Origin of the sequence: Methylobacterium sp. E-025 (assembly GCF_022829705.1) — a bacterium.
GTDB lineage: Bacteria > Pseudomonadota > Alphaproteobacteria > Rhizobiales > Beijerinckiaceae > Methylobacterium.
Map to the genome: position 1 here is coordinate 138,537 of NZ_JAKSYR010000081.1, position 26,013 is coordinate 164,549.

A 26,013-nucleotide genomic window follows, 5' to 3' on the forward strand; every position below is an offset into this window, starting at 1 on the left:
ACCCTCGATTGTTTTTTCTTCGGCATGGTTGAGGTCGCGTTAATCGTTTCCCGGCCTCCTGGCCCCTGTCTTCACCGCCGCCCCGTGCCGTCGTTCCCGGCACCGGACCGACGACCGCGCCGTCGCGCGATCGCCGGATCGTCTCTTCGCGCCTTCGGATGGGCCGCATGCCGCACCTCGTATCCTGCCCGCCGCGCCGTCGCCTCCTCGCCACGACGGCGGTGCTGCCGCTGATCCTCGGGGCAGCGTCGATGGCGGCGCCCGATCCGGCCCGTGCGGCCTGCGTGGCGACCGCGACGGGCCTCGCCTGCGACGGGCCGGACGACGCGACGCTGGCGAGCCCGGTCGTCGGTCCCGGCGGCCTGTCGAAGGCCGGCACCGGCCGCGTCCTGCTCTCGGCCGCCAACACCTATGCCGGCGGCACCAGCCTCTCGGCCGGCACGCTCGCGACTTCCGCGCCCGGAACGCTCGGCGCGACCGACGGCGCCTTGCTGGTCTCGGGCGGGCGGCTCGACCTCGGCGGCACGGCCCAGGCCGTCGGGCTGGTGCGGCTCACCGGCGGCACCATCGCCGACGGGACGCTGCGCGGCTCGGTCTACGACGTGCAGTCCGGCGGCATCGAGGCCGCGCTGACCGGCCCCGGGCCGCTGGTGAAGACCGGCGCCGGCACCGTGACGCTGTCCGGCGCCAACGACTTCTCCGGCGGCACCCGCGTCGATGGCGGCACGCTGCAGCTGACCGGGAGCGGTCGTCTCGGCGCGGCGGACGCGGCCCTCGTGGTCGGGGGCGGAACGCTCGATCTCGGCGGCACCGCCTCCAGCGCCGGCCCGGTGGTGCTCACCGCCGGCACGATCCGCAACGGCACGCTGCGCGGCGCGATCTATGGCCTGCAGAGCGGCACCGTGGACGCGGTGCTGTCGGGCCCCGGGACGCTCGCCAAGAGCGGCGACGGCACCGTCCTGCTGACCCAGGCCAACAGCTACGCCGGAACCACCTCGGTCACCAACGGGACCCTGCGCGCCGGCATCGCGGGCGCCCTCCCCGCGGGCAGCGCGCTCCTCGTCGCCGGTGCCGGGACCTTCGACCTCGCCGGCTACGACCAGAGCGTCGCCGCGCTGAACGGCGACGGTCGGGTCTCGCTGGGCGGAGCCACCCTCACCGCCGGCTCGAACGGCACCGACGCGCTGTTTTCCGGCACGATCGACGGCACCGGCACCATCGTGAAGACCGGCGCCGGCCGCCTCGACCTCACCGGCGACAGCCCGTTCGCCGGCGGCGTGACGGTGGCGGAAGGCCGCCTGCGGGTCGGCGGCGACCTCGGCGCGGCCGATGTCGGCGTCGCCTCCGGCGCGACGATCGAGGGCATCGGCACGCTCGGCGGCCTCAGCGTCCGCAGCGGCGGCCGCGCGGCGCCGGGCTACGACGGGATCGGCACGCTGTCGGCCAACGGCAACGTGCTGTTCGAGGCAGGCTCGATCTTCCAGGTAAAGGCGGATGCGGCCGGCAACAGCGACCGGATCGCGGCGGGCGGCGTCGCGACCCTGCGCGGCGGCCTCGTCGACGTGCAGGCGCAGCCAGGCGCCTACAGCGCCAACACCACCTACACGATCCTCACGGCAGCGGGCGGCGTGCAGGGGCAGTTCGCCGCCGTCACCTCCAACTTCGCCTTCCTGACGCCGTCGCTGACCTACGCGGACGACGCGGTGCAGCTGCACCTGATCCGCAACGACCTCGGCTTCGACACCGCCGGCGCGACGGTGAACGGCGTCGCCGCCGGCCGGCGCGCGCAGTCGCTCGGTGCCGGCCAGGCGGTCTACGACGCGGTCGGCCCGCTTTCCGCCGCCCAGGCCCAGCAGGCCTTCGACGCGCTCTCGGGCGAGGTCCACGCGAGCGCGGTCACCGCGCTCGTCGAGTCCGGCGGGCTGGTGCGCGAGGCGATCCTCGATCAGATGCGCTGGTCGGACGGCGCCGGCCTCACCTGCACGCCGGCCGCGCCCGGCCTGCCGACAGAGCGTGCACCGATCGCCCGGGTGCCGCTGAACTCCTTGCCCGAATGCGGCACGGGCCTCGGCCCCGGCGGCCTCGACCAACGGATCGTCGGCTTGTGGGGCCAGGGCTTCGGCAGCTTCGGGCGCACCGGCTCGGACGGCAACGCCGCCGCCCTCCAGCGCAACACCGGCGGCCTCGTCATCGGCGGCGACGTCGCCGCGAGCGACCTGATCCGCGTCGGCGCCGCCGCCGGCTACACCGACACCGCCCTCGACATCCCGCTGCGCATGTCGAGCGGCAACGTCCAGACCGGGTTCGGGTCGGTCTATGCCGGCATCGGCCTCGGCGCGCTCGACCTGCGGATCGGCGGCCTCTACGGCATCAGCGACACCGAGACCCGGCGCGACGTCGCGTTCGCCGGCTTTCGCGACAGCGCCCGCGCCTCTTACGGCGGCAGCGTCGCGCAGGGCTTCGGCGAAATCGGCTACCGCATGGACCTCGCCGGCCTGACGCTGGAGCCCTTCGCCGGCGGTGCGGTGATCCGCGTCGGGCAGGACGCCTTTTCCGAGACCGGCGGCGCAGCGGCGCTCACCGGCGCGGCGCGCGACGCCACCGTGTCCACCGCGACCGCGGGCGTGCGGGCCGAGGCGCGGATCGACGGCTTCGTCGGCGGCCTGCCGATGCTGCTGCGCGGCCTCGTCGGGTATCGCGGCGCCTTCGGCGACGTCACCCCGAACGCGCTCCTCGCCTTCAATGCCGGCGGCGTCTCGGCGCTGACCCGCGGCGCGCCGGTCGACCGCAGCGCCGTGCTGCTCGAGACCGGGTTGAGCTGGATCGTCCTACCCTCGACCACCGTCGGCCTGTCCTATGCCGGGCAGATCGGCGCCCGCGCCCAGGACCACGGCGCCAAGGGCAACCTGACCTACCGCTTCTGACGCCGCCACCACGCGACGAGGGCGGCCCAGGTCCTCTCGATCCAGCGGGCGGCCTTCTCCAGCGGCACCTTCAGCCAGGGCACGTCCTGCGCCAGAAGCGCGAGGCCGAGCGGCAGCATCCACAGGCCGAGCACCGGCAGGATTGAGAAGATCCCGCCGAGGATGAGCAGCAGCGCGGCCCCCACCCGCAGCCACAGGCGCGACGGCTCGCGCAGCCAGCCGACGGCGCGCTGCAGCGGCGCGGGCAGCTTTTGGGAGAGGTGCGCGACGCGCTGGTCCCAATCGTCGGGTGTCGGGTTCATCCTCCAGGAACGCACCAGCGACGAAAACGTCGCCGGATTTTCTCGGTCCCGGTGTGCGGACGGGGCAGCGTCCGGCGCCGCTCAGTAGCCCAGCGCCAAGCCGGTGTTCCGGCGCGGGTCGTTCGCCCCGTAGAACCGGTTCGCCCCGACCGCCTTGCCGCCGAGCACCGGCGCGCCGATCAGGATCGCGGCGAGGTGGTTGGCCGGCTGCGGCCCGGCGAAATGGTGGCCCATGCCCTCGAGGATCCTGCGGGTGTCGGGCGAGAGCGCGAACCGCTCGACGTTGGTGACGTCGGGCAGCCACTGGTTGTGGATGCGGGGCGCGTCGGCCGCCTCCTGCACGTTCATGCCGTAATCGACGACGTTCAGGATGCTGTGCAGCACCACGGTGAGGATGCGGCTGCCGCCCGGCGTGCCGGTGACGAGGACGGGCTTGCCGTCCTTGGTCACGATGGTCGGGCTCATCGAGCTCAGCGGCGTCTTGCCCGGCGCGATGGCATTGGCCTCGCCCTGCACCAACCCGTAGATGTTCGGGACCCCGACCTTGGCGGTGAAGTCGTCCATCTCGTCGTTGAGCAGCACGCCGGTGCCGGGCACGGTGATGCGCGCGCCGAACCAGTCGTTCAAGGTGTAGGTCACCGAGACCGCGTTGCCGGCGCCGTCGACGATGGAATAATGCGTCGTGTTGCTGCCCTCGTGCGGCGGCACCCCCGGCTTGAGCCGGCTCGACACGCCGGCCTTGCCCGGATCGATCGCGCTCCGGATGGTCGCCGCGTAGGCCTTGTCGGTCAGGCGCGCGGTCGGGTTGTCGACGAAGTCGGGATCGCCGAGGTAGCTGTTGCGGTCGACGTAGGCGTGCCGCATCGCCTCGATCTCGTAGTGGATCGCCTGCGCCGAACCCCAGCCGAGATCGCCGAGGGGGTAGCCTTCAAGGATGTTCAGCATCTCGCAGATGACGACGCCGCCGGAGCTCGGCGGCGGAGCCGAGATCACGCGGTAGCCGCGATAGTCGCACTCGACCGGCTTCAGCTCGCGGGTGCGGTAGCGGTCGAGGTCGGCCTGGACGATCAGGCCCTTGCCGGCCTGGCTGGAGGCGACGATCGCGCTGCCGACTGGGCCGCCGTAGAAGCCGGCCGCGCCGTGCTCGGCGATCGTCCGGAGCGTTCCCGCGAGATCCTTCTGCACGAGCGTCCGGCCGGCCCGGAACGGCGCATCGCCGTCGACGAAGATCGCGGCGGAGGCCGGATCCCTGCGCAGGTCCGGGGTGGCGATGGCGAACATGTCGGCGTCGCCCTGCTCGAGGACGAAACCGCCCTCGGCGTAGGCGATGGCCGGGGCGATCAGCTCGGCGCGGGCCATCGTCCCGTAGGTCTCGCGCGCCGTCTCCAGGCCGGAGACGGTGCCCGGCACCGCCACGGCGAGGGGGCCGCTGACGCTCAGGCCCTTGATGACGTTCCCGTCCCTGTCGAGGTACATGTCGCGCGTCGCGGCCAAGGGCGCCTTCTCGCGAAAATCGAGGAAGGTCCGGCGCCCGTCGGCGAGCTGGACGGTCATGAAGCCGCCGCCGCCGAGGTTGCCCGCGGCCGGGTAGACCACCGCCAGCGCGTAGCCGACGGCCACCGCCGCATCGACGGCATTGCCGCCGCGCTTCAGCACGTCGACGCCGACCTGGGTCGCGAGGTGCTGCGCGGTCACGACCATGCCGTGCTCGGCCACCGCGGGCGCGATCGAGGCCGCTCGGGCCGGCATCGCGAGGGCGAGGATCGCGAGCATCGACGCGACGGCCCGGGCCGGCCTGCGGTGCGACCCAGCCGTCTGCGTCGGGCCAGGGCTGCCGTCCGTTCGATCCAGGCGCATCGTCGCTCCGAGGAAAGTTGGTGAGGCCGCGCTCGCGGCCCGGGCGGTGGAATGGGCCGCCAAGGTCGGCGCCGCGTCAACCGGCGCCGGGCGAAAATCGCGAAGGGCCGCCTCCCGCCCCGCAAGCCGCGTTCCGTGCCCGATCGCGGCGTGCGCCGACGGCGAAAAGCCCCGCCGGCTGGCCTCGGCCCCGGCCCTGCTGTTAAGAGGCCCCTCGACGGGCGGCCCGAAAGAGGCTCGGCCCGACGGAGGAACGATGCCTCGCTTTATTCTCCCCATCGCCGGAGCCGTGCTGATCGCCATGACCGCTGCCGCCAACGCCGACTACACCACCCTGCCCTCCGGCCTGAAGTATCAGGACGAAGTCGTCGGCACCGGGCCCGAGCCGAAGGCCGGCCAGAAGGTGACCGTGCAGTACACCGGCTGGCTCGACGACGCCGGCAAGAAGGGCAAGAAGTTCGACTCCTCGCGGGATCGCAACCAGCCCTTCACCTTCACCCTCGGCGCCGGCCAGGTCATCCAGGGCTGGGACCTCGGCGTCGCCACGATGAAGCAGGGCGGCAAGCGCACCCTGGTGATCCCGGCCGAGCTCGGCTACGGCGCCCGCGGCGCCGGCGGCATCATCCCGCCCGGCGCGACGCTGATCTTCGACGTCGAGCTTCTCGGCGCGAAGTAACGCGGACGGCTGCGCGAGCGGGAGTTCGAGACGATGCTGTTCGCGCAGCTTCCCGACGACCTGTTCCGGCCGCTGGCCTCGCCGAGCCGGGCCTTCAACGCTGCGCTGCTGCTGCACCTGCACCGCAAGGTGATGGGCACCAGCCCCGACCCGGTGCGCAAGGCGGAGCTGCTGGCCGCCATCGGCGACTTCTCCGCCGACTGGGCGCTCGACCAGCAATCCGACGACGAGCCGGTGCCGGTCGATCCGATCGAGCGGCGCTCGGCGCTGTTCCGGCGCTTTCTCGAGACCGGCTGGCTGATCGAGCGGCGCGAGCGCTACGTGCCGGTGGTCGATTTCGACCCCGAGGCGCGGCTGCTGCTCGAGGAGCTGTCGCGGATGGAGCGCGGCGAGACCCGCTCCTACGGCGCCGCGATCCTCGACGTGCTCGGAAGCCTGGAGAGCGCGATCGCCAACCCGGCCGACCGCTCCGAGGCGCTCGGCAACGCGGCCCGCGCGGCGCAGGCCTTCCTCGGGCACGTCCGCGGGCTGGCCGGCGCGATGCGCAAGATCGAGGAGCGCATTCTCCACGAGGAGGACATGCGCGCCGCCTTCCGCCTCTACTTCGAGGACTTCGTCGAGCGCCACCTGATCAGCGACTACCGGACGCTGCACACGCGCTACAACCCGTTCCGCTTCCGCTCGGCGATCGTGCGCGAGGCGGGCCGCGCGCTGCGCGATCCGCTGCTGATCCGCGCGCTCGCCGAGGCGATCCTGCGCGAGGGAAGGGCGGCGGAACTCCGCGTCGCCGAGCGCGGCGTGCGCGCCGACCTCACCCAGATCCTGTCGATCTTCGAAGGACTCGACCGCCACCTCGACGCCGTCGACGACGTGGTCGCGCGGATGGAGCGCCGGATCGCGGCCGCCGTCCGCTACATGGACCGGCCGGATTCGGCCGGGATCGAGCGCACGGCGGCGGCCCTGCGCGCGGTCGGCGCCGCGGCGGCCGCACCGGACGTGGCACCGGCGATCTCGCTGCTGCGCCCGCCGATCGGGACGCCGCACCTCGCGATCCCGCGCGGGCGAAAAGTCCCGATCGAAACCGAGGCGCTGCCGGATTTCGAGATCGATCCCGCGATCGAGGCCTTCGTCGAGGCGAAGGCGGCCTATCGCCGGCGCACCACCGTGACGGCGGAGACGATGACCGCCTTCCTCGACCGCCACCTCGGGCCCGACGGCACCCTGCGCGGCTCGGCGATCGCGGTCGCCGACGTCGACGCCTTCGTCGTGTTCCAGCGCCTGCGCGAGATCGACGTGCTGTTCGAGGGCGCGCTCGGCACGCGCTACACGATCGCCCGCGCGGAGGGCCGGCTCGCGAACGGCTGGCTCGACTGCCCGGACTTCGTCATCCGCCGCATCTCGGGCGACCGGCATGCTTGAGCCGTTCCGCGCCATCGTCGACGGCGAGGAGCCGCCCCCGCCCGGCGCCCGCACGCCCGACGTGGAGGAGCTGACCCGCGCGCTCGCGGTGCTGCTGAAGGGCCAGGTGATCTACGCGAACACCCCCGGCATCGGCCGCAGCTACGAGCTCGCGCGCCACTACGCCCCGTTCTTCACCGACTACTTCGCCTGCCTCGGCTACGCGCTGACCGTGTCGCACCGCGACCAGATGGTGTCGCTCACGCTGGCCCAGGACGGCCCGCGCCACGACATCGTCGCCGAGCGCCTGCGCAAGGACGAGACCCTGGTGCTGCTGGCGCTTCGCCTGATCTACGAGGAAGGCTTGCGCGATCACCGCGTCTCCACCGACGGGCTCGTCGAGTGCACCACCGACGACATCACCGAGCGCATCCGCACCGCCGCCCGCAGCGATCCGCCCGAGGAGACGCGGCTGATCGAGATCCTGCGCCTGATCGCCCGCCGCGGCGGGCTGCGGCTCGGCGAGCGCGACAGGGCCGAGCGCGTCACCCCGGTGAGCGTGCTGCCCGGCATCCTGGTGCTCGCCTCGGACGCCTGGCTCGACCGCCTGCGGGCGTGGTCCGAGGCGGCCGAGGGCTGAGTCAGGGCTTCGCCGCGCGTGGCGCGGGCAGCAGCGTGCGCAACGCCTCGAAATAGCGCCGACCGAGGACGCGCTGCGAGGCCGCGTCGAAATGGATCTTGTCGCCGGGGTTTCCGGTCAGCCCGTCGGCCGAGACGTCGACCGTCCGCGGCACCGTGTCGGCGAGGTGCGCGAGCGCGTCGAGGATCGCGGCCTGCGCGGGCGTCGGCTTCACCCATTCCGGCTCGAAGCGCCCCGTCACGAACGGCGCGTTCCGCGCGCCGCCGATGCGGGCGCGGAACGCGGCGACGGTGCGCGTGAGCCGCGCGGCGTAGTCCGAGCCGGACAGCGCGCCGACGTCGGCCTCGCCCTGGTGCCAGAGGATCGCGGCGAGGCAGGCGTTCGGCGCGGCGGCGAGCGCCGCGTTGGTGCGCTTCACCGCAGCCTCGAACAGGTCGTCGCCGGGGTTCCAGCGCCCGTTGGCGAAGCCGGTGCCGCCGACGGCCGCGGGCACGAGCAGGATCCGGCGGCCCGGCGGCCGCGCGGCGATGTAGGCGCGGGCGAAGCTCAAGCCGAGGCCGACCCGCCCCGCGGCGGGCCCCGGATGCAGGAGCGGATCGATCGCGGCCACGATCCGGCCACGGCCGCCGGCCTGGCTCCACTGCCCGATGCGCGGATCGGGCGTCCCGTCGAGCGCGGCGTCGAAGCCCAGGCCGAACCCGACCATGTTCGACTGCCCGGCGAGCAGCACCACGTCGGTGCCCCGCCCCCGATCGGTCGGCCTGCAGACCCCCGCCGCCGCGGGCGACGCCAGCGCGAAGCCGACGAGGGCCGAAACGCCGAGCCTCCTGGCCCGGCGAGGACCCGTGCGCTGCGTTCTCAAGATCATGGCTGCCGTGCCCGCGCCCCCGGGATCGCGGGGCTTCCGGCCCCCCTCTACACCGAAAACCCGCGGCGCCCCCGCCGTCCGTGCTCTGCGCGCCCTTGCGTCTGCCCGCGCGGTTGGCCAACTGGGCGCCCCCGCCTCACCCGGATCGGACCCGCCCCCGGTGTACCGCCTCACCGACATCGCCCTTTCGAACTGGTACCTCATCCGGCGCGAGCAGATCCGGATTCGGGGCGCGGCGGCGCTCGTCGGGCCGACGGGGGCCGGCAAGTCGACGATCTTCGATGCGGTCGGCACCGTGCTGGCCGGCAACAACGCCAGCCGGCTGGCGCTGAACGCCTCGGCCTCGGGCCGCAGCGCGCGCACCGTGCGCGACTACTGCCTCGGCTGGATCAGCGACCCGGCCGAGGGCGGGCGCCCGACGCGCGAGGCCTGTGAGACCGTCATCGCCCTGGTGTTCGAGAACGCCGAGAGCGGGCGCACGGTCTCCTTCGGGCTGGCGCTCGCCGCGCGGGCGACCGACCAGAAGGAGGAGGTGCTTTCCCGCTTCATCGCCACCGGGCACCGCTTCGAGATCGGCGACTACCTGCGCACCAATGCCGAGGGCAGCTTCACCGCGCCGTGGACCGAGATCGCCAAGGACCTGCGGCTGCGGGCCGAGCGCTTCGAGGAGTTCCGCTCCTCCGGCGAGCGCTTCACGGCGGAAGTGCTGGCGACCCTGCGCGAGGGTGCGCCGGCGCCGGACCCGCGCCACTTCCTGCGCACCTTCTCGAACGCGGTCGCGTTCAAGCCGATCTTCGATTCGAGCGCCTTCGTGCGCAGCTTCGTCCTCGACCCCGAGCCGCTCGACGTCGCCCGCGTCCGGCAATCGGTCGAGAATTGGCGCCGGCTGCTGGAGACGATCGAGGAGCTGGAGGTCAAGCTCGCGCGGCTGAAGCGTCTCGCCGGGCGCTACGAATCCTGGGCCGATGCGGTGCTCGCCTCCGGCATCCACGAGGCCCGGGCGGCCAGCGCCGAGCTGCGCCGCCGCTGCCACGATCTTGTGGCGGTGCGGGCCAAGCTCCGCGCCGGCGCCGAGCCGCTGCGGATCGCCCGCGAGAGCGTCGCCACGAGCCGCGGCTTCGTGCGCGACATCGACGGGGAGATCGCCGAGAAGAAAGCCCTCGTCGTCGGCGGCGCCACGGACGGGCGCCTGGCCGCCTCGACCATCGGCCTGTCGATGCTGGAGCGCGACCGGCGGGACCTGGCGGCCCGGGTCGCCGACCTCGTCGCCCTCGTCGGGCAGATGGGCAAGCTCCAGGCGGTCGCGCCGGTGCTGCGCCAGGTGGCGCCGCAGGCCGCGCGGCTCGCCGAGGCCTGCGCCCGCTCGGGGCTGCGCCGCGAGGCCCCGCCGGAGGAGACCCTGCGCCACGACGGGCCCCTCCCCGACCTGATCGAGGGCCTGCTGCGGCTGCCCGAGTTCGACGAGGCCCTGGACCGGGCCGCCGAGGACACGGCGCTGAAGGCCCGCGCGCAGGAGAGCGAGGCCGAGCGCTCGGCCCCTGCCCCGGCCGCAGGGCACGGCGCGCGGCTCTCCTCCGACACGGTCGCCTTCCGCGCCGAGCTGGCCCGGCGCAACATCGATGCCGTGCCGATCTGCGAGCTCGCCGAGATCGTCGATCCGCATTGGGGGCCGGCGCTCGAGGGCCTGCTCGGCCGGGCGCGCGAAGCCCTCGTGGTCGCGCCCGACCGGCTCGAGGAGGCGCTCGGCGTGCTCCAGAGCAACCGCGACCGCTTCAGCCGCTGCATCCTGGTGAAGACGACCGACACCGCCGGCCAGCGGGCGCGCCGCTTCGACGACGGCCCGCTCTCGGTGATCGAGACCGACGACCCGCACGCCGCCGCCTTCCTCGGCGTGCGGCTCGGCGGCTACGATCTCGCCCGCGACGACGCCGAACTGCGCCGGATGAGCCGCGCCGTGGCGCCGAGCGGGCGCACCACCGCCGGCATGGCCTACTCGGTGACCCGCTCGGTCGACCTGCTGATGACGCACGGCCAGCGCGGCCCCACCGCCGAAGGCCGGCGCAACCACGAGGTCGCGGTGGCGGAGGCCAAGCGCCTGCGCGGCGAGGCCGTGGTCCTGCGCGAGGCCGCGCGGACGGCGGCGGCGATCCGCGCGCGCATCGCCCGCGGCGTCGAGGATTGCGACGCCCTGCGCGAGGAGATCGACGGGATCGAGGGCCGCAAGCGCACGCTCGCCACCGAGCGCGAGGCGATCGAGAAGCGCGACACCGCCGGCCTCGCCGAGGAGATCAAGGCGCTCACCGCCGAGCGCATCGCCTACCTGCGCGAGCTCTCCGAGGTGCTGGAACCGAAGCTTGACGGCCTGCTCGCCGAGGAGGCCGGGTTGAAGGCGCGGCTCGGGGCCGGGCGCGAGGCGGCGCGCGCCGCCTTCGCCGCCCGCCGCAGCGCCCTGCATAGGCTCGCCAGCGGGGATTGCCTGCGCATCCGCATGGTGCGCGGGCAGGTGTTCTCGGCCGCCCCCGTCCACGCGATCCGCGCGGAATTGGCCGGGCTGGAGGCGAAGGCGATCTCGACTGCGGCGTCTGCCGAGCGCAGCCTCGCGCAGGAGGCGGCCGAGAGCGCGCGCTCGCACGGCCGCGCGGCCGAGCGCGACCTCGCCGAGTATTGCGCCCAGTGGCGGATCGACAACCCGCTCGGCCGCGGTGACGGCAACCGCGGCGACCAGCCGGCGACCTTGGGCTATGCCTGGGTCCGGCGCGAGCACGACGAGGTCGAGGGGCACGAGCTGCGCCGCTACCGCGCCCAGGCCGAGCGGGCGACGGACGAGATGCGCCGCCTGATGACGGAGGACCTGCTGACGCGGCTCGCCGACAAGTTCGAGCGGGTGCGCGCGCGGCTCGACGCGCTCAACGAGCGGCTCTCGACCCAGCGCTTCACCGGCCAGACCTACGCCTTCGAGGCCGTGGTCGACCGCCGCTACGCCGCCGTCCACGCGCTGGCGACCGAGGTGGCGCGCTCGCCCGACGCGGCCCAGGCGCTGCTGCCGGACGATGGCGAGGGCCCGATGGCCGCTGCGCTTGCCGAGGTCACCGCCCTGATCTCCGGTGCCGAGGACGCGGCACGCCTGGCCGACTACCGCAACTACTTCGTCTACGAGATCGGGATGCGGGACGGGGCGGGAAACCGCACCACGATGTCGAGCCGGGCGCTGCGCGGATCGGGCGGCGAGGCGCAGGCGCCGTTCTACGTGGCGATCGCGGCCTCGCTCGCCAGCGCCTACTATCCGGGCGACCGGCCGGGCGACGAGAATCCGGGCTTCGGCCTGTGCCTGCTCGACGAGGCGTTCTCAAAGCTCGACGTGCGCAACAGCCAGGCGCTGGTCGATCTCTACGCGGCGTGGGGGCTGCAGCTGCTCATCGCCGCCCCGGAGGACAAGCGCACCACGCTGACCGAGGTGATGGACACCATCGTCACCGTCTACAAGAGCCCGGATCTCGCCTCGGTGCGGATCGAGTCTGAGCACCCGCTGGAGGCGGCCAAGCGTGCGCTGCACGCGATCAATCCGGAGCGATACGACGACGATCGCGATGCGGCCGAGTAGGCGGCGCGATCGCAATTAGGCACCGCCGGCGCGAGAACGATCGGGAGAACGTCCGGCCAGCGGTGCCAGCCAGACGAGAGGGGGGAACTCATCGAGCCGATTACACCCTAGGGTTTGCTCGGCCGATCGCCATTCACATTTGTGAAAGTGCCGACGACAAAACTCCGGCGTGTCGGACTTATGCACCGTCGCGCATCGTGGGCGGCCGGCGGTCGGCAGCGCGACCGCGCCGCCGCATCGGGCCGGGCGCGGTCGCGTCGCGGAAGCGCCGCCCGTCCGGGGGCCGGCGCGACGTTTCAGTTCAGGTAGGTGCGGATCCAGTTCGGGGACAGGATCTCGCCCTCGTCCGTGATGATCCAGGGCTGCTTGGCCGGGTCGGTCAGCGCGCCGGCGGCGGCGGCGATCGCCTCGCGCAGGGTGCCGTAGCGCTTGGGCTGCGCCAGCGGCGAGCTTGCCGGCAGGGTGCGCCAGATCGTCAGATCGGCGGGTCGTTCGAGGGCCTCGGTTTCCATCTCACTCTTTTCCTTCCGAAACGGTATCGTCCGTTCAGGCGTCCACGGCCGGCACCAGGGCTGGCCGATCAGGAACGCAGCGTATTTGCCCAGACATCGAAGCATCTCTAAGGCAGCTTCACGATCATTGCGGCACCCTCGTCAGGAACCGGTCATGATTGCGTCGCAAATCGCCCGCGCCGGATTGCCGACCACCGGTGGCAGATCGGGCGCGAACACCTCAGGACTTCGTTTCGTCTTGTCGAAACTGTGGTCTTGAGGAATGACCATTCCGTTAGCGTCTCCGCCGCAGCGCGACGGTGCGGCGCCGCACCTTGACCATTCCCGTGCGAGAACGTTGAAGCGGGCAGGCTGAATGCCACGTTAAGGGTCGACGGATCGCGGGTCGGCCGCGTCGTCGTGCCCGTCGGTCGGAGATCGCGTCATCGTGCCGGATCGTTTCGCGCGCCTCGTGCTGGCCGCCATCCTGGTGCTGCTGGCGCTGTTCGTCGCACAGCCCTACGTCACCGCGTTCCTGTTCTCGCGGGAGGTCCCGCGCGCGGTGACCGCCCGCGGCGACCTCGCACCGGCGGAGGCGACCACCGTCGCGCTGTTCGAGCGGGCGAGCCCTTCGGTGGTGCACGTCTTCGCGCAAGGGGCGGCGCGCGGCGCCGACCTGATGAGCCTCGACGACGAATCCGAGCAGGGCCAGGAGGGCGGCCGGTCGGGCAACACCCAGACCGGAACCGGCTTCGTCTGGGATGCCGGCGGCCACGTCGTCACCAACAACCACGTCGTCCAGGCGGCGATCCAGTCGGGCGGGTCGATCTCGGTGCGCCTGTCCTCTGGCGAGGTGGTCTCCGCGACCGTGGTCGGCGCCGCGCCGGCCTACGACCTCGCGGTGCTGCGGCTCGGCCGGGTGGCGAAGGCGCCGCCGCCGCTCGCCATCGGCACCTCGGCCGACCTGAAGGTCGGGCAGTCCACCTTCGCCATCGGCAACCCGTTCGGGCTCGACCACACCCTCACCACCGGCGTGATCAGCGCGCTCCAGCGGCGCCTGCCGACGAGCGAGGGCCGCGAATTGTCCGGCGTGATCCAGACCGATGCGGCGATCAACCCCGGCAATTCCGGCGGGCCGCTGCTCGATTCCGCCGGCCGGCTGATCGGCGTCAACACCGCGATCTTCTCGCCGTCCGGGGCGAGCGCCGGCATCGGCTTCGCGGTGCCGGTGGACGTGGTCAACCGCGTGGTGCCCGATCTCATCCGCAACGGGCGCGTGCGCAACCCCGGCATCGGCATCATCGCCGGCCAGGAGGCGACCGCCGCCCGGCTCGGCATCGACGGCGTCGTGGTGCTCCGCGTCCTGCGCGGATCGCCGGCCGCCGGCGCGGGCCTGCGCGGGGTCGACCCGCAGACGGGGGCGATCGGCGACGTCGTCGTCGGCGTCGGCGACCGCCCGGTCCACCGCCTGGCCGACCTCACCGCGGCGCTCGAGGCGGCGGGTCTCGGCCAGCCCATCGACCTCGCGGTCGAGCGGGACGGGCGCACCCGCCGCGTGCGCATCACGACGGCGGACGTCGCGGAGAACCGGCCATGATCCCCACCCTCGCCGTGCTGATCGGCCTCGCCGCCGGCCTCTCGATCGCCGCCCCCCTCCCCGCGCCAGCCGCCGAGAAGCCGGCGCGCCCGCGGCTCTGTCCCGAGGACGCGCCGGAAGGCGTGCGCCTGCCGCCGCAGCCGGGCTGCGGATCGCGCGAGATCCCGACGCCGCGGCGCGATTCCGGGTTCCACGAGATCCTTCCGGGCACGGGCATCCGCATCAGCGGGCGCGCGAGTTCCAGCTTCGACACGCGGCGCTAGGCCGATGCTGCTCGTCCTCGGCTTCGCGGCGTGTTTCGGCCTGTGGTGGCTCGGCCGGAACGGCGGCCGGCTCGGGCCCAGGCTCACCCCGCGGTCGATCCGGCGTGCCGGCGCCTGGATCGCGATCGGGCTCGCCGCCATCCTGCTGCTGCGCGGCCAGCTCGGCCCGGCCCTGGTCGTCGGGCTCGGCGGCGTCTGGCTGCTCGAAGGGCCGGAGACGCTGGGTTCCCGGCTCAAACGGCTGCTGGCGTCGATGAAGCCGTCGCCGAGACGGCACCGGACGGCGCGGGTGGATTTCGTCCTGCGCGACGACGGCAGCGTCGGCGACGGCATCCTGCGCGGCGGCCCGCTCGGCGGCCGGCGTCTCGAGAGCCTCGGGCTCGCCGACCTCCGCGCGGTGCTGGCGGTCTGCCGGACGCAGGACCCCGCGGCGGTGGTGCCGCTAGAGGCGTATCTCGACCGCCGGCACGCCGGCTGGCGTGTAGACGCTGAGCGCGATCGCGACGCGGGGCCGCGCCGTCCGGCGCAGCCAGGGACGATGACGCAGGACGAGGCCTATCAGATCCTGGGGCTTGAGCGCGGGGCGACCCCAGAGGCCGTCCGCACGGCTCACCGGACCTTGATGAAGCGCGCCCACCCCGACCAGGGGGGAAGCGCCGAAGGGGCGGCCCGCGTCAACGCGGCCCGCGACAGGCTGACGAACCGACATCGCTGAGACTCCACGCGCGTTGCCAGGGGTGCAGGACGACGTTCGCCGAGGGCGGCGTCCGCCGTCGGCGTCGATGGCGACCGGGACGGCGAAGGCCGCCGGTCGCTGAAAGCCACGGTCGAACGGACCGCGGCGCGACGTGAGGGGGATCAGCTGCGGGTGGCGAAGCAGCTGAAGCCGCTGCGCTTCAGGGCGGAGCAGGCATCCTGCGCCGCGTCCTGCTCCTGGAAGCCGGAGAAGCGTGCGCGGTAGAGGGTGGCGCCGCTGTGCTCGACCTTCACCGTGTAGGGCGCGGCCTTCGAGAGGCTGCCGCCGCCCTTCGCCTTGGCGTCGGCCAGCATCGCCTTGGCCTTGCCCTCGTCGTCCATGGCGCCGAGCTGGATCACCCAGGCCGTCGGCACGATCTTCGGGCCGGCGATGGGCTTCGGCGCCTCGGCGCGGGCGATCGGGCCGTCGGCCGACGCGATGCGCTGATCGGATTTGCGTGCGCCGCCCGGAAACGCGGCCTGTGCCGTCGCGGGCGCGGCGTAGGCCTGCGCCGCCTTCGGCAGGGGCTGCGCGCCGGCTTTGAAGGCGCCGGCGCTGCCGGGGGTCGCGGTCGAGCGCCGCGGCGCGATGTCGAGGGGCTGGCCGGCATCGGTCGAGTTCGTGGTCTCGACCTCGTCGTCCTCGGCCGAAGCCAGCTGCGTCCGGGTCCGCGAGACCGCGTCGGCGACGACCGCCGGCCGGGCGCGCTCGGCGACCTCGACGGTCGGGGGCGCCTGGCGGGCGCCGGCATAGGCGCGCGGCAGGCTGGCGCGGACGAGGTCGGCCATGATCCGGTCGCGGCTGGCGCCCGACTTGCCGCCGAGCACGATCGCGACGATCTGGCGATCGTCGGACTTGGCCGCCGTCATCAGGTTGAAGCCGGAATCGCGGGTGTAGCCGGTCTTGATGCCGTCGACGCCCTCGACGTTGCCGAGCAGGTGGTTGTGGTTGCCGATCGTCCGGCCGCGGAAGGCGAAGGACCGGGTCTGGAAGTAGCGGTAGTAGCGCGGGAAGCGGTCCTGGATCGCGCGCGCCAGCACGGTGAGGTCGCGGGCCGTCGTCACCTGCTCGGAATCGGGAAGGCCCGAGGCGTTGGCGTAGTGCGTGCGGCTCATGCCGAGCGCGTGCGCCTTGGCGGTCATCAGCTCGGCGAACCGCTCCTCGGAGCCGGCGATGTTCTCGCCGATGGCGCAGGCCACGTCGTTGGCCGACTTGGTGACGATCGCCTTGATCGCGTCCTCGACGGCGATGGTCTGCCCAGGCCGCAGGCCGAGCTTCGACGGCGCCTGGGCTGCGGCATGGGCCGAGATCGTCAGCTCGGAATCGAGGGCGAAGCGCCCCTTCTCCATCTGCTCGAACAGCATGTAGAGGGTCATCACCTTGGTGATCGAGGCCGGGTGCCGGATCGCGTCCTCGTTCACCGCGTGCAGCGTGCGGCCGGACTTCACGTCGACCACCATCGCGGCGTAGGGCGGATTGTAGCCGCCGCCGGGGCGGACGTGGCGCCCGTGGCGGCGCGCCTCGGCGGGAGACGCCAGCGCGGTCAGGACCGCGGCGGCGGCGAGCGCGGCCGAGATCGGGGGCACGGTCCGGGAGCGACGGGAAACGCTACGCATCACGACTCATTGCCCTCGACAGACCGGCCACGGCCGGTTTGCATCGCACCATTCAGCTCGGACATGCCCTGCGGCGTGGCCCGATCACGTCTGTCAAACACGCTACGGCGATGCAGTTACGGCGCGGTTAATGGAGCCGACGACATTCGAGGCATGACTTTCGCGGCGCAGCACGGATTGACGGCGGATGCTGCAGTGCACAAATGTGGCGCGCCGTAGCCGTTCGGGCCGGACGACGGTGGCACCCCGATTATTCGCGGGCGCGCGGTCGAGGCCGTGGCGCCGCAGGAGATCCTTCATGACCCCATCCTACGCCCCGGCCGCCGACGCGGTCCGCAACGGCCTCGAAGGCGCGAAGGCCGGCGCCGCGGCGCTGAGCCAGAGCGTCGGCGCCGCCGCCCGCACCAGCCAGACCATCGGCATCGAGTGGATGGACTTCCTCAAGCAGGTCAGCGCCGAGGTCACCGCGACCACGGAGAAGGTCGTGAAGGCCGGCAGCCCCGCCAAGGCGATCGAGATCCAGAGCGCGTTCGTAAAGACCTCCGGCGAGCTCTGGATGGCGCGCGCGGCGACCTTCCGCGACCTCTACGCCACGCTGGCTCAGGACATGGCGAAGCCGTTCACGACGCTGGCCGGCCGGTCCGCCACGGCGGCGGCGGCGCGAACCCCCGCCTGACCCGTTTGCGGGTGCGGCGGCGCGCTCCCGGACAGTTGCGCGCAGACGACTGGCGAAACCGAATCCCGCCGCCTAGATTGGCTCAGACGCGGCCGGGCCCGTCGCAGCGACGCGACAAGCCCCGGCCGGCACGAAGGAGCCGGTTCCATCACGATGACAGACGTCCCGATGCGGGGCACCGCTCATCCCCACGACTCGACAGGCCGGCCTTCGCTCGAGGCGGTGCGGTTCACGCCGACCGCCTCGGACCCTGGGGACCCGGGCGGCGACGATCGCTCGAATACGGCGATCATCACCCGTACCAAGCCGAAGACCAAGCGGCCGAGCCTGTATCGGGTGCTATTGCTCAACGACGACTACACGCCGCAGGATTTCGTCGTGCTGGTGGTCGAGCGTTTCTTCAACAAGACCCACGAAGACGCCTACCAGATCATGATGCACGTGCATCATAACGGCGTCGGAGAATGCGGGGTGTTCACCTACGAGGTCGCGGAGACCAAGGTGACGCAGGTCATGGACTTTGCGCGCAAACACCAACATCCTCTGCAGTGCGTTATGGAAAAAAAGTAGGCTCACGCAGCACAAAGGCTCGAGCATTGCCCAGCTTCTCACGCAGCCTTGAACAAGCTCTCCACCGCGCCCTGGCGCTGGCCGGCGAGCGCCGGCACGAATACGCCACGCTGGAGCATCTGCTCCTGGCGTTGGTCGACGACCAGGACGCCGCCGCCGTCATGCGGGCCTGCAACGTCGAGATCGACACGCTAAAGCGCAGCCTCGTCGAGTACGTCGACACCGAGCTTTCCAACCTCACCGGCGACGGACGCCAGGACGCCAAGCCCACGGCCGGCTTCCAGCGCGTGATCCAGCGCGCGGTGATCCACGTGCAGTCCTCGGGCCGCGAGGAGGTCACCGGCGCCAACGTGCTCGTGGCGATCTTCGCCGAGCGCGAGAGCCACGCCGCCTACTTCCTGCAGGAGCAGGACATGACCCGTTACGACGCGGTCAACTACATCAGTCACGGCATCGCCAAACGCCCCGGCGCCTCCGAGGCGAAGCCGGTGCGCGGGGCCGACGACGAGGGCTCGAACGAGCGCCCGAGCGACGACGGCGAGAACCGCACGAAGAAGAAGGGCGACGCCCTCGACGCCTACTGCGTCAACCTCAACAAGAAGGCCCGCGACGGCAAGGTCGACCCGCTGATCGGCCGCGAGAGCGAGGTCCAGCGCACGATCCAGGTGCTGTGCCGCCGGCAGAAGAACAACCCGCTGCTGGTCGGCGATCCCGGCGTCGGCAAGACCGCGATCGCCGAAGGGCTCGCCCGCAAGATCGTGCAGAAGGAGGTGCCGGAGGTCCTGGCCGACGCCACCGTGTTCTCGCTCGACATGGGCACGCTGCTCGCCGGCACGCGCTACCGCGGCGACTTCGAGGAGCGCCTGAAGCAGGTGATGAAGGAGATCGAGGCGCACCCGAACGCGGTGCTCTTCATCGACGAGATCCACACCGTGATCGGCGCCGGCGCCACCTCCGGCGGCGCGATGGACGCCTCGAACCTGCTCAAGCCCGCGCTCGCCGCCGGGACCCTGCGCTGCATCGGCTCGACCACCTACAAGGAGTACCGCCAGTACTTCGAGAAGGATCGCGCCCTGGTGCGTCGATTCCAGAAGATCGACGTCGCCGAGCCGTCGATCCCGGACGCGATCGAGATCGTGAAGGGCCTGCGGCCCTATTACGAGGAGTTCCACAAGCTCAAGTTCACCACGGAGGCCGTGAAGGCCGCGGTCGAGCTGTCGGCGCGCTACATCAACGACCGCAAGCTGCCCGACAAGGCGATCGACGTGATCGACGAGACCGGCGCGTCGCAGATGCTGGTGCCGGAGGCGCGCCGCAAGCGCGTGATCGGTATCAAGGAGATTGAGGCGACGATCGCCACGATGGCGCGCATCCCCCCGAAGACCGTGTCGAAGGACGACGCGGTGGTGCTCCAGCACCTCACCGAGAACCTGAAGCGCGTCGTCTACGGCCAGCCCAACGCCATCGATGCGCTGACCTCGGCGATCAAGCTGGCGCGCGCCGGCCTGCGCGACCCGGACAAGCCGATCGGCTCCTACCTGTTCGCGGGACCGACCGGCGTCGGCAAGACCGAGGCCGCCAAGCAGCTGGCGTCGTCGCTCGGCGTCGAGATGCTGCGGTTCGACATGTCGGAATACATGGAGCGCCACACGGTCTCACGCCTGATCGGCGCACCGCCCGGCTATGTCGGCTTCGACCAGGGCGGCCTGCTCACCGACGGGATCGACCAGCACCCGCACTGCGTGCTGCTGCTCGACGAGATCGAGAAGGCGCACCCGGACCTGTTCAACATCCTGTTGCAGGTGATGGACCACGGCAAGCTCACCGACCACAACGGCAAGCAGGTCGATTTCCGCAACGTGATCATTATCATGACCACGAACGCGGGCGCGTCCGACCTTGCGAAGTCGGCCTACGGCTTCACCCAGGCCAAGCGCACGGGCGACGACGTCGAGGCGATCAACAAGCTGTTCGCGCCGGAATTCCGCAACCGGCTCGATGCGATCATCTCGTTCGGCCACCTGCCGAAGGAGGTCGTGGCCAAGGTCGTCGACAAGTTCGTGCTCCAGCTCGAGGCGCAGCTCGCCGATCGCAACGTCACGATCGAGCTGTCGGACGAGGCGCGCGCGTGGCTGGTCGAGCACGGCTACGACGATGCGATGGGCGCCCGCCCGATGGCGCGGCTGATCCAGTCGAGCATCAAGACGCAGCTCGCCGACGAGGTGCTGTTCGGCAAGCTGAAGAACGGCGGCGCGGTCCGCGTCATCGTGCGCAAGCCCGAGGATGCGGAGGCGAAGGCCGGCGGCAAGGAGACGCTGGGCTTCGAGTTCCCGGCCGGCCCCGTGGTGCCGAAGCCCGAAGCGGACGTGACCAACGCGGTCAAGAAGCACAAGCGCGCCAAGCCCCGGGCCGCGGCCCGCAAGAAGACGCCCAAGGACGACAAGGGCGGCAATTCGGGTGGCGGCGGCGTCCGCACGGTGCCGAAAGTCCCCCTCGTCCGGGCTTGACGCCGGAGTGACGTGAGCCCGATCGACCTGGCCCCGGAGCGCGCCTCGCGCTCCGGGGCCTTGCGCATGACGGCGAATGCGGCTTTCAGGTTCGCGGACGATTGCACCATGGACGCGGCGGCCGACCGTCGCCGCGAAGGATCGAGCGGGCGTGACGATGAGCGAACTGCATGAGGGCCCCCTCCTGCCCGTCGATCAGCCCACGGCGGCGCCCGCCCGACCGAAGCCCGTCACCCGACGCGAGGAGCGCCGCCGCCGCCGGACCCGCCGCCGCCGCGGCGAGGAGATCCTGGCCTGGGTGCTGGTGCCGCTGATCTGCCTCGGGATCTACTGGGGCATCAATGCCGGCTTCGAGTTCATGGGAACCTCGCCGGGCCAGGTCTGGGACCAGCTGATGCAGGTCAAGGCGATGATGGAGAAGCGCGCCTGATCGCGCCGCTCCAGTCGCCGCACGCACTCGCGCGAACGGAGCCGTCATTGTCCCTCACCCGTCGCGCCGCGCTGATCGGCGCCCTCCTCGCGGCTCCGGCCGTGAGGGCGGCCGGTCGCGACGGTCCGGTGATCGTCGTCGGCGCCGGCGCGGCCGGGCTCGCGGCCGCCGACATCCTGCGGCAGGCCGGGCGTCCCGTCACCGTGATCGAGGCGCGCGACCGCATCGGCGGTCGCGCCCATACAGAGCTCGGGCTCGGGCCGGACTGTCCCTTCGATGCCGGTGCCGAGTACGTTCACTGGGCCGAGCGCAATCCCTGGCGCGCCGTCGCCGAACGCGAGAACGTGCGGATCGCCGGGCAGGAAGGCTGGGCGCGGATCCTGTTCGTCGACGGGCGCCCGGCGACCGTGACCGAGCGCAACCGACGCCGCGCCGCCTTCTCCGGCCTCGACGCCGCCCTGAAGCCGGTGGACGGCCCCGACCGGTCGCTTGCCGAAGCCGCGGCCGCGGCCGGGCCGGACATGGCGCTGGCGGCGGCGGGCCTTGCCCGGCTGTCGCTCGGCGAAGAGCCCGAGCGCGTCTCGGTGCTCGACTACGACCGGCTGTGGTCCGGCACCGACCTGTGGCTCGACGGCTACGGCAGCCTGGTCCGGCGCCGCTTCGCGACGATGCCGGTCTCCCTCGGCACGGCCGCGACCGCCATCGATTGGACCGGCGAGGGCGTGCGGGTGACGACGCCCGGCGGCACGCTCGACGCCGCGGCGGTGATCCTCACCGTTCCGGTCGGCGTGCTGGCCGCGGGCACGATCCGCTTCACGCCGGACCTGCCGGCCCCGACGCGGGATGCGCTCGGCGGCCTCGGCATGGGCGCCTACAGCAAGGTCGGCCTCCGGCTCGATCCCGCCCGGATCGACCTGAAGGCGGTGGGGGACGCAGTGTCCGTGGCACACCGCGGCGACCAGGACCGGACGATCTACTTCGAGGTCTCGCCGTTCGACCGACCGCTCGCGGTGGCCAACATCGGCGGCGACGGATCCCGTGCCCTGTGCGAGCTCGGCGAAGCGGCGGCCGTCGCCGAGGTCACGGACCGGCTGGTGGCGATCCTCGGCACGCAGGCGCGCGGCGCCGTGACGGCAGGCAAGCTTGCCGGCTGGTGGACCGATCCGCATGCGCGCGGCAGCTACGCGATCGCCCATCCCGGCCATGCCGACGCCCGGACCGCCCTGCAGGCGGCGATCGGCGACCGCATCTTCCTCGCCGGCGAAGCCTATGCGGGCGGCGGCGCCATGACGGTCGGCGGCGCGACCCTCGACGGCGAACGCGCCGCGCGGGCCGTCCTGCGGATGCTGGGCTGAGGGGGATCGGACGCGGATCTCGCGTGCGGATCGGGGTGCAGGCCCTCTCCCATGCGGGAGAGGGGGTCGTGACGTGCGACGCTCTCGCGAGAACCGTCGAGCCGCCCCCTATCCCAAGCGCAGGGCATGCACCGAGAACAACCTCTCGGGATCGGTCCACACCGTGACCGGCGACCACCCGGCCTCCGCCGCCAAGGCGCGAAAACCGTCGAGCGTGTACTTGTAGCTGTTCTCGGTGTGGATCGTCTCGCCCTCGGCGAAGGCGAAGGCGTGTCCGGCCACCGTCACCGTCTGGTCGGCGCGGCTCACGAGATGCATCTCGATCCGCGAGGCCGCGCGGTTGAACACCGCCCGGTGTGCGAACGCGGCGGCGGCGAAGGTGCCGGACAGGTCGCGATCGATCCGGGTCAGCAGATTGAGGTTGAACGCAGCGGTCACGCCAGCCGCGTCGTCGTAGGCCGCCTCGAGCACCGCGGCGTCCTTGACGAGGTCGACGCCGACGACGAGCGTCGCGCCCTCCCCCAGCACGTCGCCGAACTGGCGCAGCAGGCGGGCGGCCTCCGCGGGCTCGAAGTTGCCGATGGTCGAGCCCGGGAAGAACCCGGCGCGCGGGGCGTCGCCGAGGTCGTGCGGAAGGGCGAAGGGCTGGGTGAAGTCGGCGGCGATCGGCGCGATGCGCAGGGCGGGATGATCACCCTGGAGCGCGGCCGCCTCGCTGCGCAGGAACGTCTCCGACACGTCGACCGGGACGTAGGCCGCGAGGTCCGGCATGTGCCGGAGCAGGCGACGGACCTTCACGGTCGAGCCGCTGCCGAACTCCACCAGCGCGGCGCCGCGCGGCAGGGCGGCGGCTATCTCGGCGCCTCGCATGTCGAGGATGCCGAGCTCGGTCCGGGTCGGGTAGTATTCCGGCAGCCGCGTGATCTGCTCGAACAGGTCGGACCCGACGGCGTCGTAGAAGTACTTCGCCGGCAGGGTCTTCTGCGGCTTCGCGAACCCGGCCAGCACGTCTTCGAGGAACGCCCGGTCGTCGGGCAAGTGGGCGAGCGGCGTCGCGTCTGCGAAGACGGGCTTGATGGTCACGCGCGGTACTCCGGGATGCGACGTCAGGCGCGGGACTGCGCGAGGCGCAGGCCCGTGAATTGCCAGCGCTGATGCGGATAGAAGAAGTTGCGGTACGGCAGCCGCGCATGACCCTCCGGCGTCGCCACCGACGAGCCGCGCAGCACGAACTGGTTCGACATGAACTTGCCGTTGTACTCGCCGAGTGCGCCCGGCAGCGGGCGGTATCCCGGGTAGGCGGTGTAGGCGCTGCGGGTCCATTGCCAGACGAGGCCGAACGCGTCGTCGAGCCCGCCGTCGCGGGCGGCGACCTCCCATTCGAACTCGGTCGGCAGGTCGCGCCCGGCCCAGCGGGCGTAGGCATCCGCCTCGTAGTAGCTGATGTGGGTGACGGGCTGCGCCGGATCGATCGAGCGGCGGCCGCCGAGCGTCATGCAGGTCCAGCCCGGCTCGCCCGGCTGCCAATAGCCCGGCGCCTCCCAGCCCTCGGCCTGCGCCGCGAGCCAGCCGTCGGACAACCACAGGTCGGGGCGGGTATAGCCGCCACCCTCCATGAAGCGCAGCCAGTCGCCGGTCGTGACGAGCGCCCGATCGATCGACACGGGCAGGACCAGGCTGTCGTGCCGGGGATGCTCGTTGTCGAACGAGAACCCGTCGCCGGCATGGCCGACCTGATGGATGCCGTGGGCCAGGTCGATCGTGCCGGAACGATTGGCCACCTTCGGAAAACGCCATTCGGCGTCGTAGACTGGATGCAGCGGGTTCTGCGCGAAGGCGTGCAGGATGTCGGTGATCAGCAGTTCCTGGTGCTGCTGCTCGTGGAACAGCCCGATCTCGAGGATCGGCAGGATCGCCTCGAGCGCGCCCGGCGCGGCCTGCGCCAGCAACGTCTCGACCGCGCGGTCGATGTGCGCGCGGTAGCCGGCGATCTCCTCGGTGGTCGGCCGGGTGATCAGCCCGCGCATCACCCGCGGCTGACGTGGGCCGGCGGCGACATAGTACGAGTTGAACAGGTAGTGCAGGCGCTCGTCATGGATGCGGTAGCCCGGCAGGTGCTCGCGCAGCAGGAACTGCTCGAAGAACCATGTCGTGTGCGCGCGATGCCACTTGGTCGGGCTGGCATCGGCCATCGATTGGACCTGCTGATCCTCCGGCGACAGCGGCGCGGCACGGCGCTCGGTCTCGGCACGGACGAAGCGGAAGGCGGCGATCCAGGCGTCCCGGTCCACCGGCCGGGCGGAGACGGGCGGCGGCGGGAAGGCCTGAGCGGGCGCGTCCGTCTCGCGAAGTGTCGCCGTCGCAGCCATGCTGGTCCTCCCGTCGTCCGTTGATCCGCCGGTCGCGGTTGATGGAGATATGGCCGAAGGCGCAGCCGACAACGGCAGCGCGACGATTCAGTTCGCAATAGGCTCACCGACGCCGGCCGACGCGCCGCAAGTCTGTGTAGAGCGGGGCCGCTCGACGCGGTTGATTGATCCCCGAGCCTTTTTGCAGCCGCAGTGAGATGGCCTTAACCCTCTCGTCTAAGACTGCGGGGCTCTGATGCTGGGGTACGCGTTCTGATGCGGATCGATCTGATGGCCGGAGCGAGCCTGTCGGCGGCGGCTTCGCGCGCGGCGCCCGAGCCCACCATCCTGGTGTTCGACTCGGGCCTCGGCGGCCTGACGGTGCTGGAGCAGGTGCGCCGAGCCCGGCCCGACGCGCGCTACGTCTACGCCGCGGACGACGCGGCCTTCCCCTACGGCCGGCTCTCGGAATCGGTCCTGGTCCAGCGCGTGCTCGACGTGATGGCGCGCCTGATCGCGACGCACCGGCCCGACCTCGTCGTCATCGCCTGCAACACCGCCTCGACGCTGGTGCTGCCGGCCCTGCGCCAGCGCTTCCCGACGCCGTTCGTCGGCGTGGTGCCGCCGATCAAGCCGGCGGCCGAGACCAGCCGCTCACGCCTCATCACGCTGCTGGCGACCCCCGGCACCGTCGCGCGCTCCTACACGCGCGACCTGATCATGACCTATGCCGAGGCCTGCTCGGTGACCTCTGTCGGCTCGGCGAACCTCGCCAACTACGCCGAGGCGGAACTCGCCGGCACGCCGGTGGACGACGCGGCGATCGCCGCCGAGATCGCACCGTGCTTCGTCACGGCCGAGGACGGCCGGCGCACCGACGTCGTCTGCCTCGCCTGCACCCATTACCCGCTGCTGCGCGCCCGCTTCGAGCGGCTCGCGCCCTGGCCCGTCACCTGGATCGATCCGGCGCCCGCCATCGCGCGCCGGGTGACGCAGCTTCTCGGCAGCACCCCGCGCGATGCGCGCTCGGACGAGGGCCCGGTGCTCGGCGCCTTCACCGGCGGCGCGACGCTCACGGATGCGCTGCGCGCCTCGCTCGACCGGCGCGGCATCCCGTCGATCGGCGTCGACCCGATGCCGCTGACGCTGCAGTAGCGC

Annotated in this window: 23 protein-coding genes; 14 read left to right on the forward strand and 9 right to left on the reverse strand. The window is 72.3% G+C overall.

The window, feature by feature from the left end; genetic code table 11:
• The first annotated feature begins 167 nt into the window (after positions 1 to 167).
• Positions 168 to 2,924: an autotransporter domain-containing protein gene (locus MKK64_RS09660; RefSeq protein WP_243934021.1), complete on the forward strand. Its 2,757-nt coding sequence runs from the start codon at positions 168 to 170 to the stop codon at positions 2,922 to 2,924.
• Here MKK64_RS09660 and MKK64_RS09665 read toward each other — a convergent pair.
• On the reverse strand, positions 2,912 to 3,226 hold the full coding sequence (locus MKK64_RS09665; protein WP_147728504.1) for a hypothetical protein: 315 nt from the start codon (positions 3,224 to 3,226) through the stop codon (positions 2,912 to 2,914). The genes MKK64_RS09660 and MKK64_RS09665 overlap by 13 nt on opposite strands.
• A gap of 81 nt (positions 3,227 to 3,307) precedes the next feature.
• Complete coding sequence (gene ggt, locus MKK64_RS09670; protein WP_409567927.1) at positions 3,308 to 4,999, reverse strand: gamma-glutamyltransferase; 1,692 nt, start codon at positions 4,997 to 4,999, stop codon at positions 3,308 to 3,310.
• A gap of 340 nt (positions 5,000 to 5,339) precedes the next feature.
• Here ggt and MKK64_RS09675 point away from each other — a divergent pair, with 340 nt between their 5' ends.
• The 3 genes from MKK64_RS09675 to MKK64_RS09685 are packed head-to-tail and all read left to right on the forward strand — an operon-like array spanning position 5,340 to position 7,797.
• On the forward strand, positions 5,340 to 5,759 hold the full coding sequence (locus tag MKK64_RS09675; protein WP_147728502.1) for an FKBP-type peptidyl-prolyl cis-trans isomerase: 420 nt from the start codon (positions 5,340 to 5,342) through the stop codon (positions 5,757 to 5,759).
• Between the two features lie 33 nt (positions 5,760 to 5,792).
• Complete coding sequence (locus MKK64_RS09680; protein ID WP_243934023.1) at positions 5,793 to 7,178, forward strand: Wadjet anti-phage system protein JetA family protein; 1,386 nt, start codon at positions 5,793 to 5,795, stop codon at positions 7,176 to 7,178.
• Positions 7,171 to 7,797, forward strand: a complete 627-nt coding sequence (locus tag MKK64_RS09685; RefSeq protein ID WP_243934030.1) for a DUF4194 domain-containing protein — start codon at positions 7,171 to 7,173, stop codon at positions 7,795 to 7,797. Before MKK64_RS09680 ends, MKK64_RS09685 begins: the two co-directional genes overlap by 8 nt.
• A 1-nt stretch (position 7,798) precedes the next feature.
• Here MKK64_RS09685 and MKK64_RS09690 read toward each other — a convergent pair whose 3' ends face one another.
• Entirely contained in the window at positions 7,799 to 8,665 is an 867-nt protein-coding gene (locus MKK64_RS09690; protein WP_243934032.1) for a sialate O-acetylesterase, read from the reverse strand.
• A 160-nt stretch (positions 8,666 to 8,825) separates the two neighbouring features.
• On the opposite strand from MKK64_RS09690, the gene MKK64_RS09695 reads away from it, so the two are divergent.
• Entirely contained in the window at positions 8,826 to 12,266 is a 3,441-nt protein-coding gene (locus tag MKK64_RS09695; protein ID WP_243934034.1) for an SbcC/MukB-like Walker B domain-containing protein, read from the forward strand.
• Between the two features lie 296 nt (positions 12,267 to 12,562).
• On the opposite strand, the gene MKK64_RS09700 is transcribed toward MKK64_RS09695, so the two are convergent.
• Together MKK64_RS09700 and MKK64_RS28070 are read right to left on the reverse strand one after the other, a co-directional pair.
• Positions 12,563 to 12,778 carry a hypothetical protein gene (locus tag MKK64_RS09700; protein WP_147729791.1) on the reverse strand — a complete coding sequence of 72 codons (216 nt, stop codon included), beginning with the start codon at positions 12,776 to 12,778 and terminating at the stop codon, positions 12,563 to 12,565.
• Positions 12,779 to 12,919: 141 nt separating this feature from the next.
• The gene (locus MKK64_RS28070) at positions 12,920 to 13,048 is read right to left on the reverse strand and encodes a hypothetical protein (protein ID WP_279593108.1); all 129 of its coding nucleotides are present in this window, start codon (positions 13,046 to 13,048) and stop codon (positions 12,920 to 12,922) included.
• Between the two features lie 157 nt (positions 13,049 to 13,205).
• On the opposite strand from MKK64_RS28070, the gene MKK64_RS09705 reads away from it, so the two are divergent.
• The 3 genes from MKK64_RS09705 to MKK64_RS09715 are packed head-to-tail and all read left to right on the forward strand — an operon-like array spanning position 13,206 to position 15,332.
• On the forward strand, positions 13,206 to 14,354 hold the full coding sequence (locus tag MKK64_RS09705; RefSeq protein ID WP_147858609.1) for a S1C family serine protease: 1,149 nt from the start codon (positions 13,206 to 13,208) through the stop codon (positions 14,352 to 14,354).
• Positions 14,351 to 14,617, forward strand: a complete 267-nt coding sequence (locus MKK64_RS09710) for a hypothetical protein (RefSeq protein WP_243933040.1) — start codon at positions 14,351 to 14,353, stop codon at positions 14,615 to 14,617. The genes MKK64_RS09705 and MKK64_RS09710 overlap by 4 nt, the downstream gene beginning before the upstream one ends.
• Before the next feature lie 4 nt (positions 14,618 to 14,621).
• Entirely contained in the window at positions 14,622 to 15,332 is a 711-nt protein-coding gene (locus tag MKK64_RS09715; RefSeq protein ID WP_243933041.1) for a J domain-containing protein, read from the forward strand.
• Between the two features lie 143 nt (positions 15,333 to 15,475).
• Here the strand turns inward: MKK64_RS09715 and MKK64_RS09720 are convergent, their stop codons facing one another.
• A complete protein-coding gene (locus tag MKK64_RS09720; RefSeq protein WP_243934048.1) occupies positions 15,476 to 16,969 on the reverse strand; it encodes a D-alanyl-D-alanine carboxypeptidase in 1,494 nt (497 codons plus the stop codon).
• A 102-nt stretch (positions 16,970 to 17,071) separates the two neighbouring features.
• Positions 17,072 to 17,269 carry a hypothetical protein gene (locus MKK64_RS09725; protein WP_243934050.1) on the reverse strand — a complete coding sequence of 66 codons (198 nt, stop codon included), beginning with the start codon at positions 17,267 to 17,269 and terminating at the stop codon, positions 17,072 to 17,074.
• On the opposite strand from MKK64_RS09725, the gene MKK64_RS09730 reads away from it, so the two are divergent.
• From MKK64_RS09730 to MKK64_RS09750, 5 genes are all read left to right on the forward strand, one after another.
• Entirely contained in the window at positions 17,268 to 17,645 is a 378-nt protein-coding gene (locus MKK64_RS09730) for a phasin family protein (RefSeq protein ID WP_243934052.1), read from the forward strand. The genes MKK64_RS09725 and MKK64_RS09730 overlap by 2 nt on opposite strands.
• A 153-nt stretch (positions 17,646 to 17,798) precedes the next feature.
• Positions 17,799 to 18,215: an ATP-dependent Clp protease adapter ClpS gene (gene clpS, locus MKK64_RS09735; RefSeq protein WP_243934054.1), complete on the forward strand. Its 417-nt coding sequence runs from the start codon at positions 17,799 to 17,801 to the stop codon at positions 18,213 to 18,215.
• 26 nt (positions 18,216 to 18,241) lie between these two features.
• The gene (clpA, locus tag MKK64_RS09740) at positions 18,242 to 20,722 is read left to right on the forward strand and encodes an ATP-dependent Clp protease ATP-binding subunit ClpA (RefSeq protein WP_147727264.1); all 2,481 of its coding nucleotides are present in this window, start codon (positions 18,242 to 18,244) and stop codon (positions 20,720 to 20,722) included.
• A 157-nt stretch (positions 20,723 to 20,879) separates the two neighbouring features.
• A complete protein-coding gene (locus tag MKK64_RS09745) occupies positions 20,880 to 21,152 on the forward strand; it encodes a hypothetical protein (protein WP_147727263.1) in 273 nt (90 codons plus the stop codon).
• 47 nt (positions 21,153 to 21,199) lie between these two features.
• Positions 21,200 to 22,507, forward strand: coding sequence for a flavin monoamine oxidase family protein (locus MKK64_RS09750; protein ID WP_243934056.1), 1,308 nt, complete (start codon positions 21,200 to 21,202; stop codon positions 22,505 to 22,507).
• 108 nt (positions 22,508 to 22,615) lie between these two features.
• On the opposite strand, the gene egtD is transcribed toward MKK64_RS09750, so the two are convergent.
• Both egtD and egtB read right to left on the reverse strand, forming a co-directional pair.
• On the reverse strand, positions 22,616 to 23,590 hold the full coding sequence (gene egtD, locus MKK64_RS09755) for an L-histidine N(alpha)-methyltransferase (RefSeq protein ID WP_147858613.1): 975 nt from the start codon (positions 23,588 to 23,590) through the stop codon (positions 22,616 to 22,618).
• 23 nt (positions 23,591 to 23,613) lie between these two features.
• A complete protein-coding gene (gene egtB / locus MKK64_RS09760) occupies positions 23,614 to 24,876 on the reverse strand; it encodes an ergothioneine biosynthesis protein EgtB (RefSeq protein ID WP_243934058.1) in 1,263 nt (420 codons plus the stop codon).
• A 255-nt stretch (positions 24,877 to 25,131) separates the two neighbouring features.
• Here egtB and murI point away from each other — a divergent pair, with 255 nt between their 5' ends.
• Positions 25,132 to 26,010 carry a glutamate racemase gene (gene murI / locus MKK64_RS09765; protein ID WP_243934060.1) on the forward strand — a complete coding sequence of 293 codons (879 nt, stop codon included), beginning with the start codon at positions 25,132 to 25,134 and terminating at the stop codon, positions 26,008 to 26,010.
• Positions 26,011 to 26,013: the final 3 nt, after the last annotated feature.